This is a genomic window from Streptomyces cacaoi (genome assembly GCF_006539165.1).
In the GTDB taxonomy this organism is placed as follows: domain Bacteria; phylum Actinomycetota; class Actinomycetes; order Streptomycetales; family Streptomycetaceae; genus Streptomyces; species Streptomyces cacaoi.
Map to the genome: position 1 here is coordinate 39,675 of NZ_BJMM01000017.1, position 17,083 is coordinate 56,757.

A 17,083-nucleotide genomic window follows, 5' to 3' on the forward strand; every position below is an offset into this window, starting at 1 on the left:
CCGCCCGGCAGCCGCCCGGCCGCCCCGGCAGCCCGGCAGCAACGGGGGACCCGGACCCGCTCGGTACCGCACCACGCCCCACGCCCATCCGCGGGGCGACACCGTGAACACCGGCCCGGCGCCGCGGCCCGCCCGCGCGCCGACCCGCACACGGTGCACGGAACGGACACACGGGCAGGGGGGCTCGGAGCGTGACGCGGTTCATACTGTCGCGGATGCGCGCGCACCGGCTGCTCGTGTCCGCCGCACTGCTGTCCGTCGTCCTGGCCACCTGCCTGCTGGCGGCGCTCACCGCCTTCTCCACCGCACTCGGTGACGCCGGGCTGCGCCGCGCCCTGGAACGCGCCCCCGGCCGCACCGTCCTCGACATCCGCTCCGACGTCACCGCCCGGCAGGCCGGCCGCACCGACGACGCCGTGCGCCGCGCCGCACACGACGCCTACGGCGGGCTGCCCGTCACCGTGCGGGGCACCCTCGGCTCCGCCGCCTACGCGCTGCCCCGCTCCCTCCACCCGCGCGGCACCCCCGCGCAGGACGCCCAGGGCGCGCCCGGCGGACAGGCGGACGACCCCGACCTGACACGGTTCGCCTCCCTGGACCGCTCCCAGGTGCGGATGGTCGACGGCACCTGGCCCCGGGCAGCGCGCGGCTCCGCGTCCGCGCCCCGCGTCCAGGCCGCCGTCGAACAACGGGCCGCCACCCGGCTCGGCCTGGAGCCCGGCGACACCTTCCGCGTCCGCAGCAGACTCGACGGGCCGCCCGATGTGCACGTCACCGTCACCGGCATCTGGGCGCCCCGCTCGGCCGGCTCGCCCTACTGGCGGCTCGACCCGCTGCGCGGCAAAGGCATCGCCGCGCTCGACTACACCACCTACGGCCCCCTCACCGTCCCCGCCGCCTCGTTCGCCGACGGCCCCGGCGGTACCGGGCCGCTCCCGCCCGCCGAGGCCCGCTGGCAGGCCCGCGCCGACCTGTCGTCGGTGACCGCGGCCGACCTCGGCCGGCTGCGCACCACGGTGCGCGACTCCACCAAGGCACTCGGCTCCCTCGCCGACGCCCCGCACACCACCGCCACCAGCGAACTGCCCGGCCTCCTCGACGAGCTGGAACGGTCCCTGCTCGTCACCCGCTCCACACTGCTGGTCGCCGCGCTGCAACTGGCCCTCCTCACCGGGGTGTGCCTGCTGCTCGTCGCCCGGCTCCTGTGGTCCGAACGCGCCGGTGAGGACGCCCTGTTGCGGGCCCGCGGCGCCTCGGCCCGCCGCGTCGCCGCCCTCGCCGCCGCCGAAGCGCTGCTGCTGGCCCTGCCCGCCGCCGTCGCCGCACCGCTGCTCGCCGGGCCCGCCGTCCGGCTGCTCACCGCCTACGGGCCGCTCGCCCGCGCCGGCGTCGAACCCGTCACCGGGCTGCCGCCCGGCAGCCGCTGGGCCGCCGCCGGCGCCGCGCTCGGCTGCGCCCTGCTGCTCCTCCTGCCCGCCCTGCGCCGCCGCGCCACCGAGGACGGGCCCGCGCACCGGCCCGTCCGCACCTCCCCGCGGGCCTTCGCGCGCGGCCGGCGCACCGCCGCGACCGTGCTGCGCGGCGGCGCCGACCTCGCCCTGGTGGCGCTCGCCGGCGTCGCCTACTGGCAGCTGCGGCAGCGCGCCGACGGCGCCGGCGTCCTCGCCGACGAGGCCGGCGGCACCCTCGGCATCGACCCCGTGCTGGTGGCGGCGCCCGCGCTGGCGCTGCTGGCCGGTGCCGTCCTCGTGCTGCGGGTGCTGCCGGCGGCCGCCCGGCTCGGCGAACGGCTCGCCGCCCGCGGCCGCGGCCTCGCCGGCGCCCTCGCCGGCTGGCAGCTGGCCCGCCGCCCGCTGCGCGGCGCCGGACCCGCGCTGCTGCTCGTCCTCGCCGTCGCCACCGGCGTGTTCGCCCTCGGCCAGGGCGCCGGCTGGGACCGCTCGCAGGACGACCAGGCCGACTTCCGCACCGGGGCCGACCTGTCCGTCTCCGGCGCGGGCACACCCCCGCTCGCCCAGGGCGGCCTGTTCGACTCCGTGCCGGGCATCGCCGCCACCGCGCCCGTCGCCCGCACCGACTACCCCGTCGAGGGCGGCCGCAGCGTGCAGGTCCTCGCCACCGACACCCGGCAGGCCCGGCCCGGACTGCCCCTGCTGCGCGAGGACCTGAGCCCGCGCCCGCTGCCGGAGCTGCTGCGCCCCCTCGCCGGCCCGGACGCCGGGACGTCCCGCACCGCCGGCATCCGGCTGCCCGCGGACGCCCGCGAACTCCGGCTGCGCCTGCGGCTGTCCGACGTCACCGAGCACGGGGACGGCGCCTCCGACGGCGGAGACGACCACGACGGCAAGGGCAGCGACGGCAGCGGTTCGCGGGGCGAGGGTTCCGGCTCCGGCTCCGGTTCCGGTGGGGACGCCGCCGGTGAAGGCGGGGGCGACGGCGAGGAGGAGGCCACGCTCCTCCTCACCGTCGAGGACCGCTACGGCGTGCCCTACCGGCTCCTGCTCGGCGACATCCCCGCCGACGGCCGCGCCCACAGCGTGCACACCGCACTCGCCCGCTCCGGCGGCACCCCCGCCGGGCCGCTGCGCCTCACCCGGCTCGCCCTGTCCTGGAACGCCCCCACCCACGACCGGGAACGGCAGCTCACCGTCGAACGCCTCACCACCACCGGGCCGCACGGCACCCGCACCGTCCACGCCCCGCACGCCGACCGCTGGAAGACCCGGCTGCGCACCGTCGACCCCGGCGGCACCCTCGGCAGCGGCGGCCACGCCGACCCCACCGCCCGGCCCGCCCGCACCGCCACCGGCGACACCGCGCTCACCTTCCGGCACACCACCGGCTCCGCACCGCCGCCGATCCCCTACAAGACCGAGCCGGCCCTCGTCACCGCCGAGGCCACAGCGCCCGGCGCCGCCGGAGTCGCCGCCACCGGCGACGCGCCGCTGCCCGCCCTCGCCACCGACGCCTATCTGCGCACCCACGACGCCCACGTCGGCGACACCGCCACCGCCCAGATATCCGGCGAGGACCTCACCGTCCGCATCACCGGCTCCGTCCGCGCCCTGCCCACCGTCCGCTCCGGCGACGCCGGCGACCGACCCGGCGCCGGCGCCCTGATGTTCGACCTCGCCGCACTCGACCGGGTGCTCGCCGACCGCGACGGCACCCTCCTCGAACCCCGCACCTGGTGGGTCGCCACCCGCGACGGCGCCACCGCGCACGTCGCCCGCGCCCTGCGCGACCAACCCGCCCTCGGCGCCGTCCACGTCCGCGACGAGACCGCCGACGCCCTGCACACCGACCCGCTCGGCGCCGGCCCCCGCAGCGCCCTGAGCGCCGTCGCCGTCGCCGCCGCCGTCCTCGCCGCCACCGGCTTCGCCGTCAGCACCGCCGCAGCCGCCCGGACACGCGCCCGCGAACACGCCGTGCTCCGCGCCCTGGGCACCTCACGCCGACGCCTCACCCGGGCCCTCGTCGCCGAACAGGGCCTCCTCATCGGGCTGTCCGCCGTGCTCGGCCTCGCCCTCGGCGCCCTGATCACCCACCTGTTCGTGCCGCTCGTCACCCTCACCGCGCAGGCCCGGCCGCCCGTCCCCACCCTCCTCGTCGACCTGCCGGCCGGGCCGCTGGCCGCCCTCCTCGCCGCCACCCTCGCCGTGCCGCTGCTCGCCGTCGCCACCACCGCCACCGCGCTGCGCCGCACCGACCCGGTCACCGCCCTGCGCACGGAACGCGGAGAGTGAACCCGCCATGAAGCCCACCCCCGGCGCCCGCACCCCCGCGGACACGACCACCACCGCCGCCACCGGCACCACCGGCCCCCGCAGCACCGACGGCACCGACGGCGCCGGCAGCAGGTCGCGGACCCGGCGCGCCGACCGCTGGCTGCGGCCCCGGCTGCGCGCCGACGCCGGCCGCACCTGGCTGCTGGCCGCCCTCGTCCTCGTCACCGTCTTCACCGCCGCCGCGCTGCCCCGCCTCGCCGACACCACCGCCGACCACGCCCTGCGCGCCACCCTCGACGACATCCGGCCCGCCCAGCGCGCCCTCTCCGCCACCGCCACCGCCGCACCCCAGGACGCCGCACCCGACGTCCTGCGCGACCTCGTACGCCCCGGCACCGTCCACCGCGCCGGAAAAGCCTTCCACGACGCCGTCCCCGCACCTCTCACCCCCGACCGCGCCCCCGCCGCCCACGGCGTCCACAACGCCACCCCCGCCGAGGCCACCGACCCCGGACTGCCCCGGCCCAGCCGCGATCTGCCGCCCCGCGCCACCCTCAGCACCCAATCCGGCCTCGACCGCGCCACCCGGCTCGTCTCCGGACACCGCCCCCGCGCCACCGTCCACGGCCCCCAGGGCCACCGGCGCCTCCAGGCCGCCCTCACCGAGGACACCGCCCGGCGCATGAAACTCGGCGTCGGCGACACCTTCCACCTGCCCGGCCCCGCCGGCACCACCACCGTCGAGATCACCGGCATCCTCGCCCCCCGCGGCAGCAGCACCCACCTGCGCGACAGCGTCTACTGGAACGCCGAGGAGAGCACCCGCCGCCCCGCCCTCGTCACCGTCCCGCCCGAACCCGGCGGCGGCGCACCCAAGCACTACTGGCACTTCACCGCGTTCCTCCACCCCGACGCCTCCCGCGCCCTCATCGAACTCCCCGACGGCGCCGAACTCTTCTTCCACCAGCCCCTCGACACCGGCCGCCTCGCCGGCCACCAGGCAGCCGACGCCGCCGACGGCCTCGCCGCCCTCACCTCCGGCGCCCCCGCCGCCCGCCTCCAGCAGCACGCCGGCGTCGGCGCCCTCACCCTCGACCCCGACCTGCGCGAAACCCTCGCCGGCTTCCAGAAGGAACACGCCGCCGTCCAGCCGCTGCTGCTCATCTCCGGCCTCGGACTGGCCACCACCGCGCTCGCCGTGCTGCTCCTCGCCGGCGTCCTCACCGCCGAACGCAGCCGCGACGAACACGTCCTGCTGCGCGCCCGCGGCGCCTCACTCGCCGGACTCACCGCACTCCTCACCGCACGCGCCGCCGCCGTCGCCCTCCCCGCCGCCGCCGTCGCCACCGCCCTCGCCCTCACCCTCACCGACGGCACCCGCACCGGCCCCGCCCTCACCGCCGCCGCGGCAGCCACCGCCGTCGCCGTCCTCGCCCTGCCGCTGCGCGCCGCCCTCACCCACCGCCGCGTGCAGACCACCGCCGCACGCACCGACCTCACCCGCACCCGGCCGAGCCGGCGCCGCACCGTCCTCGAACTCACCGGCCTCGCCGTCCTCGCCACCGCCGTCCTCGCCCTGCGCCGGAACGGCAGCGACGACGGCAACGCCCTCGCCGCGCTCTCCCCCGTCCTGCTCGCCCTCGCCTGCGCCGTCCTCCTGCTGCGCTGCTACCCCCTGCCGCTGCGCCTCGCAGCCCGGCTCGCCGCACGCGGCCGCGGCCCCGTCGCCTTCCTCGGCCTCGCCCGCGCCGCCCGCGCCCCCTCCCCCGCCACCGTCGCCCCCACGCTCGTCGCGCTCCTCGTCGCCCTCACCGTCGCCGGATTCGGCGGCAGCGTCCTCACCGGCATCCACGACGGCCGCGACCGGGCCGCGCTCGCCGCCGTCGGCGCCGACGCCCGCTTCGAAGCACCCGACGCCGAAGACCTCCTGCCGCAACTCGCCCGCCGCACCGCACACGCACCCGGCGTCACCCACACCACCACCCTGCGCGTCCACGACGACGCCGAACTCCCCGGCGTCACCGACCACCTCACCGTCGCCCTCGTCGACGCCCCCGCCTACGCCCGCCTCGCCCGACGCAACCACCAAGGCGCCTTCCCCGCCGACGCGTTGACCGTCCCCCGCGGCACCCCCGCGGGACGGCCCCTGCCCGCCCTCGCCTCCCGGGGCCTCGCCCGCGCCCTGCACGGCGGCCACGCCGAACTCGCCCTGCCCGGCCTGGAACTGCCCGTGCGGGCCGCCGTCACCCGCGACGACACCCCCGCCGTCCGCGACGGCGCCTTCCTCGTCCTCTCCCGCGAAGCCGTCGCCCGCGCCCGCCCCGACACCCGCGGCACCGCGCTCCTCGCCCCCAACACCCTCCTCGCCGACGGCGACCCCGACCCCGCCGCCCTCCACCGCATCCACGACAAGGCCGGGCCGCACGCCGACACCCGCGTCCTGCTCACCCTCCGCTCCGAGGAACGCGCCCGCTACGCCGACACCGTCCTCCAGCACGGAGCCGAACGGCTCTGCACCGCCGCCACCCTCGGCGCCGCCGGCTACGCCGCCCTCGCCGTCCTCCTCACCCTCCTGCACGCCGTGCCCGAACGCCGCGCCCTCCTCGTCCGGCTGAGCACCCTCGGCCTGCCCCGCCGCCACGGCCAAGGGCTCCTGCTGTGGGAAAGCCTCCCCCTCTACGCCCTCACCGCCGCCGCCGGCGCCCTCACCGGCCTCGCCGCCGTACCCCTCCTCGGGCCCGGCATCGACCTCACCGCGCTCGCCGGAACCCCCGACACCTTCCCCGCGCACGTCACCGCCGACCCCGCCTCCCTCACCCTCCCGCCGCTCGCCCTCCTCGGGCTCGCCACCGCCGGGCTCCTCCTCCAGGCCCGGCTCACCACCCGCGCCGCCAACCGCCCCACCGCAGAACTCCGCACCGAGCACCAGGAGACCCGATGAGCCGGCACACCACACCCGGGCCGCCACCCGCCACCGCCACCCTCGCCGACCTCGAACGCCGCGCCGCCGACCGCGCCGCGCCCCGCCACCACGACGACGACGCCCTCATCGTCTGCGACCGGCTCGTACGCATCTTCAGCGCCGAAGGCGTCGAGGTCCAAGCGCTCCAAGGACTCGACCTGCTCGTGCGGCGAGGCGAACTCACCGCCATCGTCGGCGCGTCCGGCAGCGGCAAATCCACCCTCCTGACGATCCTCGCCGGCCTCGACACCCCCTCCGCCGGCAGCGCCACCGTCGCCGGCTACGACCTGCTCGCCATGGACGCCCGCACCCGGCTGCGCTACCGCCGCGAAACCGTCGGCTTCATCTGGCAGCGCACCTCGCACAACCTGCTGCCCTACCTCAGCGCCGTCCAGAACGTCGCCCTCCCCATGAAGCTGCGCGGCCGGGGCGGGCCCGTACGCGGCCGCGACCGCACCCGGCGCGCCCTCGAACTCCTCGACCTGCTCGGCATCGCCGACCGCCGCGACCACCGGCCCGACCAGCTCTCCGGCGGCGAACAACAGCGCGTCGCCATCGCCGTCGCCCTCGCCAACAATCCCTCCGTCGTCTTCGCCGACGAGCCCACCGGCGAACTCGACAGCACCACCGCCGCCGACGTCTTCGCCGCGCTGCGGCACGCCAACGCCGAACTCGGCACCACCATCCTCGTCGTCACCCACGACAACTCCGTCGCCGGCCAGGTCAGCCGCACCGTCTCCATCCGCGACGGACGCACCAGCACCGAGACGCTGCGCAGCACCGCACACGACGAACAGGGCAAGACCTCCACCGTCAGCCGCGAATACACCACCATCGACCGCTCCGGCCGCCTCCAACTCCCCACGGAGTTCACCCGCCCCCTCGACATCCGCGACCGCGTCCTGCTGGAACTCCGCCCCGACCACATCGAGGTCCGCCCGGGCCAGGACGCGGACACCCCGGACTCCCCCCGGGACGACGCAGCGGACAGCACCCGGGACGACGCCGCGGACGGCACCCGGGACGACGCCCCTGAGGACACTACGGACGACACCCCGGACAAGGACTGACCCCCGCCGCGGGCCCCCGACACCCGCCGGACCCCACGGTGTTCGCCCCGCACGGGCAGCACACCGCCACGGCGGAGCACAGGCCAATGGGCCAACAGGCCAACGGACGAGCAGGCGAACAGACCAACAGGCGGAAAACGGCGGCTGGTTGGGGGCAGCACGGCGGCGGCCAGGCGAAGAGGCGGACAGCACCGACCGGGCGGAGAGCGGCGGCGGAAACAGCTGTGGCGGCCCCGCCGCGTCGTACACGCGGCGGGGCCGCCACCTGGGCCAGGGGCGAAACCGGGTACGGGCGAGGGCCGGATCATCCACCGGCACACGGCACACCGCCGACGTGCCCGCTCAGACGGCATGACGCCCGACAGGCACGACGCCCAGACAGGCATGCCGCGCAGACAGGCATGCCGCCCGACAGGTACGGCACCCGGACAGGCACGACGCCCGGGGACGAGCGTGCGGGACGCCCGGACGGGCGCGCCCGCTCAGACAGGCGTGACGCTCAGCCCGCCGCCCGAGCCGCCGCCGGGCCGCCGTACCACCACGGAGCCGTAGGCCGTCCGCAGCCGCAGCCACGCCCCGGTACGGGTCAGCGAAGCCGCGCCCGCACCGCGCAGAAAACCGAGCGCGTGGGCGGCGTGCGCGGCGCGCAGCGGCAGCCCCGTGCGCCCCAGGGGGCGCGACCAGATCTCCTCCGCGAGCGCGTCGAGCGTCCCCCGTTCCCGCTGCTGCGGCGGCAGCTTCTCCGCGCGCTCCTTGAACTCGCCGATCGCCGCCGCCGCCACTGACATCACGGCATCCACCGGCACGGTGCCGAACTCCTCCCAGCCGCCGCGCGGCGGCAGCAGCCCCGCCCAGGACGGGCCGGTCACCGCCGCCGGCACCCCGACGGCCTCGTGCTGCTCGTCCACCCGTTCCAGCAGCTCACCGGCGGAGACCGTGACATCCAGCTCCACCGGTTCCAGCAGCCGGCCGGTGCGCACCGCCAGCACCTCGAACCGCACCGGCTTCGCGAACACCCCGGCCACGCCGCCGGCCGACCGGATCCGGACGGCCGCGTTCTTCTCCCAGCGCACCAGCCGGCCGAGGAAGGCGGCGAGACCCGCCGCCTCCCCCGGGTCCGCGAAGACCAGCCGCTCAGCCGTGCTGGCTGTCATCGAAATAGCCCTCCAGGAAGGAGCGTTCCGCCGCCGTCAGCCGCCGCGGGTACTGCTCGTCGAAGTCGTACGGCACGACGACCGTCGACGCCCGCACATACGGGCCGGCCGCCCCCTCGGTGTCCTTCACCTCGTAGGCGAAGGTCACCGAGGCGGCGCTGAGCTTGGTCACCCACAGCTCGACCACCACCGGATCCGGCTGGTGCACCAGCGGACGCAGATAGTCGATCTCGTGCCGTGCGACGACGGTGCCGCCCGTGAACGCCTCCGGCGCGGCCCGCCGCGCCACGCCGGCCAGGAAGTCGATCCGCGCCTCCTCCAGATAACGGAGGTAGACCGCGTTGTTGACGTGCCCGAAGGCGTCCATGTCCGACCAGCGCAGCGGGCAACGGTAACTGTGCCGCACGCCGTCAGCTCCGGGTGAGCTTCTTGTAGGTGGCCCGGTGCGGACGCGCCGCGTCCGGCCCCAGCCGCTCGATCTTGTTCTTCTCGTACGACTCGAAGTTGCCCTCGAACCAGAACCACTTGCTGTCGCCCTCGTAGGCGAGGATGTGCGTGGCCACCCGGTCCAGGAACCAGCGGTCGTGGGAGACGACGACGGCGCAGCCGGGGAAGTCCAGCAGCGCGTTCTCCAGCGACGACAGCGTCTCGACGTCCAGGTCGTTCGTCGGCTCGTCGAGCAGCAGCAGGTTGCCGCCCTGCTTGAGGGTGAGCGCCAGGTTCAGCCGGTTGCGCTCACCACCGGAGAGCACACCGGCCGGCTTCTGCTGGTCGGGGCCCTTGAAACCGAACGCGCTCACATAGGCGCGCGACGGCATCTCCACCTGGCCGACGTTGATGTAGTCCAGCTCGTCGGAGACGACCGCCCACAGCGTCTTCTTCGGGTCGATGTTCTCCCGCGCCTGGTCCACGTAGGAGATCTTGACCGTCTCACCGACCTTGATGCTGCCGTCGTCGGGCTGCTCCAGGCCCTGGATCATCTTGAACAGCGTCGTCTTACCCGCACCGTTCGGGCCGATCACGCCGACGATGCCGTTCCGCGGCAGCGAGAACGACAGATCGTCGATGAGGACCTTCTCGCCGAACGCCTTGTGCAGATGCTCCACCTCGACGACGACATTGCCCAGCCGCGGCCCCGGCGGGATCTGGATCTCCTCGAAGTCCAGCTTCCGCGTCTTCTCCGCCTCGGCGGCCATCTCCTCGTAACGCGTCAGCCGCGCCCGGGACTTGGCCTGCCGCCCCTTGGCGTTGGAGCGGACCCACTCCAACTCCTCCTTGAGGCGCTTCTGCCGCTTGGCGTCCTTCTGGCCCTCGACCTTCAGACGGGACTGCTTCTTCTCCAGGTAGGTGGAGTAGTTGCCCTCGTAGCCGATGGCGCGGCCACGGTCCAGCTCCATGATCCAGCCGGCCACGTTGTCCAGGAAGTAGCGGTCGTGGGTGATGGCCACGACGGTGCCCGGGTACTTCGCCAGGTGCTGCTCCAGCCACTGCACGGACTCGGCGTCCAGGTGGTTGGTGGGCTCGTCCAGCAGCAGCAGATCGGGCTGCTCCAGCAGCAGCTTGCACAGCGCGACCCGGCGCTTCTCACCACCGGAGAGGTTGACGACGGGCCAGTCGCCGGGCGGGCAGCCCAGCGCGTCCATGGCCTGCTCCAGCTGCGCGTCGAGATCCCAGGCGTTGAGATGGTCGAGCTGCTCCTGGAGCTTGCCCATCTCCTCCATCAGCTCGTCGGTGTAGTCGGTCGCCATCTGCTCGGCGATCTCGTTGTACCGGTCGACCTTCTGCTTGGTCTCCGCCACACCGTCCTGGACGTTCTCCAGCACGGTCTTCGACTCGTCCAGCGGCGGCTCCTGGAGCAGGATGCCCACGCTGTAACCGGGGGTGAGCATGGCCTCACCGTTCGAGGGCTGCTCCAGCCCGGCCATGATCTTCAGGACGGTGGACTTGCCCGCACCGTTCGGGCCCACGACACCGATCTTCGCGCCGGGCAGGAAGCTCAGGGTGACGTCGTCGAGGATCACCTTGTCGCCGTGCGCCTTGCGCGCTTTGCGCATGGTGTAGATGTACTCAGCCAAGAGAAACCGTCCGGCAGTCAGTAGGTATTCGCACGCGGTACGCCCGCCACGAACCGCGCACCTGTCACACGGCAGCACCGCGGAGTGGAAGGGCGGCTACACCGAGCGACACAGCGCGGCTCACTGCGGGCGTACCGCGTCTGGGCATACTCAACCCATCTTGCCGCACGGGGGGTCCGGGCCGGAAACGGGATCCCCTTCCCCCTCCCCTCCCCACCCCTCCCACCGCCTCCTCCACCCCGGCGGGGTCGGCGCACCGTCGCGGTGTCGCCTCCGCCGCCGGCTGTCCGCCTCGCGGTCCGCCGTCGGGCGGGGCGGGGCGGACGTACGGCGCCTGCCCTGGGGGTCAGGCCCGTCGTCTCACCAGGATCATGGTCACTCCGCCTGCGACGACGAAGCCGACCGCGATCAGGGCCATCAGATGTGTGCCGCCGCTTCCGGTCTCGGCGAGGTCCTTGCTGCTGCCCATCACCGCTTCCCCGCCGCCGACGGTGGCGGGCCGTTCACCGCCCGCGACGGCGCCGTGCGGCCCGACGCTGTCGGTCGCGGCGGACGTGGCGCAGTCGAGGACTCCGCTGAAGGTCTTCTCGTAGCCGTTGGGTCCGGCGACGGGGATCCGGTAGGGCTGGTCCTCTTCGACGGGGACCATGACGGTCCGGGTGTCGTCCTGCGGGATCTCCGCGCGCTGCCCTCCGGCACGGAGGGTGAAGGGTTCGTCGCCGTGGTTGGCCACCGTGATGCCGACTCCGCCCTTGGCGCAGTCCTCCTCGAAGGTGGCGGCCGGAACGGGCCCCTTCGGCGCCCAGTTGACGCCGGCGGTGGCGGAGACGGTGGAGCGGCTGGAGCCGGCGAGTATCTGCGTCTGGCTCCTGCCGCGTCCCCCGGCTTGGGTGAACACACGTCCGGCCGGAATCTTGGTGGCGGCTTCTGCGGTCAGTGAGGCGCTGCCGGGATCGGAGCCCGGGGGCACGTCGAAGTACAGGCGGCTGCCGTTGTGGGCCGTGTCGGTCTCCTTTCCTTCCTTGTCGACGATCCGTACTCCGCGGGAGACCGCGTGCGGATCGGGGGCGACGCTGACGGTGGTGGCGTTGGTCCGTACGGTGACGGGTCCGACGCGGTCTCCGTTCCTTCCGGAGACCTCCGCCGGCCCGAGGGCGAGCGATGCCCCGGGTTCCGGCATGGACCGGGCGTTCTTGACGAGTCGGTCGGCGAGCTTCTCCGCGGCCGGATCGACGGCGGTGATCTCGGGCCGTCCGTGCCGGGCCGTGCCGTGGGCGCTGTCGCCGGTGTGGCCGCGGGCCTTGTCGTGTGTGTGGTCGTCGGGGCGCTGTGAACCGGCTTCCGCGAACCGCCAGATGGCGACCTGGGTGCCGGCGGCGGCGCTCTGCGGTGTGAGGTGTCGGGTGCCGGCCGCGTCGGCCAGCTTCTGGAGGTCGTTGACCTTCGGGTAGGAGTGTTCGAGTATCCAGCGGATCTTTCCGGCGTTGCGGTTGCCGTGGAGCGTGGAGGACTTCCAGGAGCCTTCCGCGTAACGGGTCTGGGCCTGGACGGGGTTGAGGGCGTCGAGCCCGTAGGTCTGGAGCGAGCCCCCGCCCGCGACGGTCATCTCGAAGAGTCCGGCGCTGACTTCCTGCCGTTCGCCGTCGGTGCGGATGACGGCCGGGCCGTGTGTGGTGAGTCCGACGAGCGTGGCCTGGGCCCCGCCGTACTGCTCGACCGTTCCGTCGGGCCGGCCGCCGGCCTGGGCCGGGCTCGCCAGGGCCGTCATGCCCGCGGTGCACAGTCCGGCTGCCACCGCGGTGACGGCGAGGCGGTGTGCCGTGGTCCGCCCGCGTACCAAAGTCATCGGCTTCCCCTCTGGGCAGTGCGACCTCGCGCGCGGTCGCGGACTCTGCCGCAAAGCTCTCAACCCCCCAGGTCAGTAACGGTTCTGGATGGTAGAGAGAGGGGCGTGCGCCAGTTGCCTGGAATCCGGTCCGTGACACATTCCGACTCGGAATCGTTATCGCCGAATCCGGCGGACCAGGACGTTCACGGCGCCGTCGCCGGAAATGGAATTCCTCCCTCCGCTGTGTGTGCCGACCATGCGGGAGACTCCTGCGCCGGCGCCCCGTCCGCCCGCGCTCCGTTCGCCTGCCCTCCCGCTGGTGCCGCCGCTGCCCGGCCCGGCGGCGCGCCGGCGTCCGGCTCCGGTGGCTCCTCGTCGATGTCCGCGCCCGGTACGGGGACCAGCCCGGGTTTGGCTCCGGAGGAGCGGAGAAAGGCGGCGGTGCCGCGGGAGAGGTCGTGGCCGACCGTCTCGGCCGTCAGCTCCGCGGTGACGAAGCGCCTGCCTTCGCGTTCGCCCTCGCGGATCCGCAACCTGCCGCTGACGAGGACCGGTTCGCCGAGTGCGAGCGACGAGGCGATGTTGACGGCGAGGGCACGCCAGGCCCACACCGTGTAGAAGCTGGTGAAGGCGTCCGTCCAGCTGCCGCTCTGCCGGTCGAGCCGGCGAACGGTGCTGGCGAGCCGGAATCTGCTGACGGGCGCTCCGCTCGGCGCCGTCCAGTGGTCGACCTGGGTGGCCACCCGCCCGTTGACGGTCACACGCGTCTCGTACATGACTCTCCCCCTTCGTCCCGTGGGTTCCGAGGTCGTCGGTGGAACCAGGGTGCGGGAGGAAGGGGGAGGTGTGGGAAAAGGGCGGGAAAACTGGGGATTACTGGTGAGTTGTGGACAACTCGGCCGCTGAAACGGGTGGTTCGGGGTCAGTGGAGTCGGCGGAGGCCGTGGATCCGGTGACAGTGGTGGAGGCGAGAGAGCCGGCGCCCGCAGTGGATGCGGTGGACGCAGAGGACGAGGGAGACGCAGGGGATGAGGCGGATGCGGTGGATGCGGAGGAGCCGAGGGCGCCTGTGGCCGACAGCGAGTCGTCGAGCGGCAGCCCGGGAACGCCCAGCGCGCCCGAGGCGATCGCGTACCGCTCCCGGACCTCCCGGTAGCGCACCAGCTCGGCGGCGACCGGCTCCAGCACCCGCTCCGCACCGCAGGCAGCGGCCAGTTCGCGGAGCGTGTGCTCGCGCTCCAGTCCGTACGCGCGCGCGGGGCCGCGTGCCGCCACCCGGCTCCCCCAGGCCAGCAGCGGTCCGCCCGCGACGCCTGCCGCGAGAGCCGTGAGCGGCGGGGCGAACGCCGCGCCCCGGGCACCCGCCACGACGGCGGCGAGCAGCCAGACGGCGCCCGCCAGTTGGAGCGCCGCCAGCAGACCGTGCCCGGCCAGGACGGCGAAGAGCCACGGCGGACGCGGCGGACGCTTCCGCTCCGCGCTCCCGTGCTCGCCGGCACGCTCCCCCTCCGCCCCGGCCACGGGCGACGGCTCGGCACCGGCCACACCTGCCTCGCCGATCCCGGCACCCCGGCCGCCCCCGCCCGCTGCCACGGTCACGCCATCCGCATCGTCGCGGCCGTCGACGCCACGCACGCTGCCCGTACCGCTCGTACTGCCTGTACCGACGCCGCCGTCGGCAGCTCCGGTCCCGGCAGCCGCGCCGGGCTCGGCCACGGCCGGGGCGCCCGGCGCCGCAGCCGAGGCAACAGGAGTGACGGGTGCGGCAGATGCGGTGGTTGCCGTCGGCCCGGCGGCCGCCGCCGTGGGTGCGGCAGGTGCGGCTTCGGCATCAGGAGCGGCAGGGGACGAGCCTTCGCCGGGGACGGAGGCGATGACCTCGTCCAGGGCTTCCGGCAGGCCCGCCGCGCCCCGCCGGGCGGTCTCGCGGACGGTGCGGGCCCATGCCTGCGGCAGTCCGTGGGCCGCCGCGTCGGAGAGTTCCCGCACCGCCTGGGCCACCACCGGGCGTGCAGCACAGGACTGTTGGAGGGTGGTGCGCTGCCGGGTGCCGGCGGCGGCGCCGTCCGTACCGGAGGAGGGCGCTCCGGTGATGCCCGCAGGTACCGGGGTGCTCACGGTGAGGGTGCCGGGTTCGGTGCGGGCGAGCAGGCGGCGCAGCGCGGCGGAGCCGAGGGTGGCGGGCCCGGCCGTCTGGATCCGCGCGGTGTCGGGCACGTTGCCGGGCCCCGGCCGGGCCGCGTACCAGCGCAGGAGCCGCATCCAGGGGGTGCTGGTGAGGTGTTCGGCCTGGCGCAGCCAGGCGCGTTCGGCGGCCTGCCCGGCGGCGGCTGCCCCGACGGCGACGGCAAGGTGGTGTTCGAAGTCGCCGCGGGCTTCTTCGGTGAGGCCGGCGGGTGAACCGCTGGTTCCGGGCGCGGGGTCGCTGTAGACGGGGCGGAGGCGTTCCATGGCGCCGTCGAGGTCGGCCCCGAGCCGCAGGACGGCGGCGTGCCGGGCGGCGACGAACGTCCCGAGTTCCTCCCGCAGGAAGCCCAGCCCGTCCCCGGTCAGCGCGGAGGCGGCCAGGACGACGGCGCCGGGTTCGCCGTGCTCGCCGAGCGCCATGCCGTCCTCGTCGAGGAGTCTGCGCAGGTCGTCGAGGACGGCGTCGACGGCGTCGCGGGCGAGCCGGTCGGTCTGGTTGAGGACGACGAAGGTGACCTCGGCGTGCCCGGCGAGGCGGCGCAGATACCGCTCGTGCAGGACGGCGTCGGCGTACTTCTCCGGGTCGACGACCCATACGACGGCGTCGACCTTCTCCAGGATCCGGTCGGCGGTCTCGCGGTGTTCCGTGGCGACGGAGTCGTGGTCGGGGAGGTCGATGAGGACGAGGCCGTCGAGGTCGGCGGACTCGGGATCCGGGGCGTGGTGGCGGGCGTGTCCGGGTACGCCGAGCCGGTCGAGGAGTCTGCCGGATGCGCGTCCCGCCTCGGCGCCCCAGGTGCAGGCGACGGGCAGCGCCGTGGTGGGGCGGCGCACCCCGGCCTCGGACAGCTGGGTACCGGCGAGGGCGTTGAAGAGGGTGGATTTGCCGCTGCCGGTGGCTCCCGCGAGGGCGACGGTCGTGCAGGAACGGGACAGGGCCCGGCGGGCGGCAGCCGAGTCGAGGACGCGCCCCGCCTCGCCCAGGACCCGGGTGTCGAGCCGGGTGCGGGACAGGCCGATCAGCTCGCGCAGCGCACCGAGGCGCTGCCGCAGTTCCTCCTCCTGTGCGGCGGCGCGCGGCGGAAGCGGAGGCGCCGCGTCGATCTCGGGTACGCCGGTGCCGTCCGTCACCCCGGGCTGCGCGTACGGGCCGACCGTGGCCCGCTCGCCGGACCGGCCGCCGTCCGCGAGCGAGTCGCCGTGCCCCTCGGCCCGGCCGCACGCGTCGACCGTGCCCTGGCTGTCGTCGGCTCCGGGCACACCGGTCCTTTCCATGACAGGGGCGGCATCGTGGGCGGTGACCGCTTCCGCGTGGTGGCCCGGTGCGGGAGGCGGTTCGGCGGCGGCGCACCGGGAGGTGGCAGTGGCCGGACCGGCGGTCTGCTCCGCGATGTTGCGGGCCTCAGCGGAGGGCGTTGTTCCGGACGGTCCGGAGGTCAGGTCCGCGCCCTGGCCGGAGACGGAGCCGGAACCGGTGCCGGGCCGGGCCGTCCCGGCGTCCGTCGCGCGCGCCGCACCGGAGGCGCCGGGTCCGTATGCCTCGGCCGGACGGCCCGTCGGCGTGCCAGGAGCGGGCGGCACACCGGTCGCCTGCGGTGTGCCGGGAGTGCGCGGTGTGCCGCTCGCATGCGGCCTGCCGGGAGCGGGCGGTGAGCCGTCGGCCCGCACCGAACCGGTGGTCTGCGCCGAGTTGTCGGCCTGTGCCGAACTGGTGGCCTGCGATGAGCTGGTGACCCGCGCTGAGTCGAGCCTCTGCGCCGGGCCTCGGGCGTGCGCCGAGCCCGCGACTGCCGCGATGTCCTGGGCGCTGCCGGTCTCCCCGGCTTCCCGGACCGCCCGCACTCCCCCGGCCCGCTCGGCTCCCCCGTCTCCACCGGATTCCCTGACCGTCCCGGCCCGATCGGCTCCCCCGGCTTCCCTGTCGCCCCCGATGCCCACAACTCCCTCGACACGTCCGGCCTCCCGGGAGTCTCTGACCTGCCGGAGGATGCCGGCGGGCGGCTGCGGGACGTCGGTGACCGGCTGGTGCGGCAGGGCCGTCTCCGTCTCGTGACCGGCGGGTGCTTCGGGGCGGGCCCG

9 protein-coding genes are annotated in these 17,083 nt (G+C 75.3%); 3 read left to right on the forward strand and 6 right to left on the reverse strand.

Features of this window, described 5'->3' with window-relative positions:
* Window positions 1-191: 191 nt before the first annotated feature.
* From SCA03_RS17265 to SCA03_RS17280, 3 genes are read left to right on the forward strand one after another with little or no spacing between them, the layout of a single operon-like run.
* On the forward strand, window positions 192-3,746 hold the full coding sequence (locus SCA03_RS17265; RefSeq protein ID WP_141275479.1) for an ABC transporter permease: 3,555 nt from the start codon (window positions 192-194) through the stop codon (window positions 3,744-3,746).
* A gap of 7 nt (window positions 3,747-3,753) precedes the next feature.
* Window positions 3,754-6,669 (forward strand): FtsX-like permease family protein, encoded by a 2,916-nt coding sequence (locus tag SCA03_RS36825; protein WP_170223842.1) that lies wholly within the window; start codon window positions 3,754-3,756, stop codon window positions 6,667-6,669.
* A complete protein-coding gene (locus tag SCA03_RS17280; protein WP_086815144.1) occupies window positions 6,666-7,760 on the forward strand; it encodes an ATP-binding cassette domain-containing protein in 1,095 nt (364 codons plus the stop codon). The genes SCA03_RS36825 and SCA03_RS17280 overlap by 4 nt, the downstream gene beginning before the upstream one ends.
* A 482-nt stretch (window positions 7,761-8,242) precedes the next feature.
* Here SCA03_RS17280 and SCA03_RS17285 read toward each other — a convergent pair whose 3' ends face one another.
* The 6 genes from SCA03_RS17285 to SCA03_RS37250 all read right to left on the reverse strand — a co-directional run bounded on the left by SCA03_RS17285 (window position 8,243) and on the right by SCA03_RS37250 (window position 16,279).
* Window positions 8,243-8,914: a DUF8185 domain-containing protein gene (locus SCA03_RS17285; protein ID WP_086815143.1), complete on the reverse strand. Its 672-nt coding sequence runs from the start codon at window positions 8,912-8,914 to the stop codon at window positions 8,243-8,245.
* Complete coding sequence (locus SCA03_RS17290) at window positions 8,895-9,320, reverse strand: acyl-CoA thioesterase (RefSeq protein ID WP_030890208.1); 426 nt, start codon at window positions 9,318-9,320, stop codon at window positions 8,895-8,897. Before SCA03_RS17290 ends, SCA03_RS17285 begins: the two co-directional genes overlap by 20 nt.
* A 4-nt stretch (window positions 9,321-9,324) precedes the next feature.
* Window positions 9,325-10,989 carry an energy-dependent translational throttle protein EttA gene (ettA, locus tag SCA03_RS17295; RefSeq protein WP_030890205.1) on the reverse strand — a complete coding sequence of 555 codons (1,665 nt, stop codon included), beginning with the start codon at window positions 10,987-10,989 and terminating at the stop codon, window positions 9,325-9,327.
* Between the two features lie 346 nt (window positions 10,990-11,335).
* Window positions 11,336-12,835 (reverse strand): thioester domain-containing protein, encoded by a 1,500-nt coding sequence (locus tag SCA03_RS17300; RefSeq protein WP_086818358.1) that lies wholly within the window; start codon window positions 12,833-12,835, stop codon window positions 11,336-11,338.
* Window positions 12,836-13,020: 185 nt separating this feature from the next.
* Window positions 13,021-13,593 carry a single-stranded DNA-binding protein gene (locus tag SCA03_RS17305; RefSeq protein ID WP_063764729.1) on the reverse strand — a complete coding sequence of 191 codons (573 nt, stop codon included), beginning with the start codon at window positions 13,591-13,593 and terminating at the stop codon, window positions 13,021-13,023.
* Window positions 13,594-13,690: 97 nt separating this feature from the next.
* Entirely contained in the window at window positions 13,691-16,279 is a 2,589-nt protein-coding gene (locus tag SCA03_RS37250; RefSeq protein ID WP_230988774.1) for a GTPase, read from the reverse strand.
* Window positions 16,280-17,083: the final 804 nt, after the last annotated feature.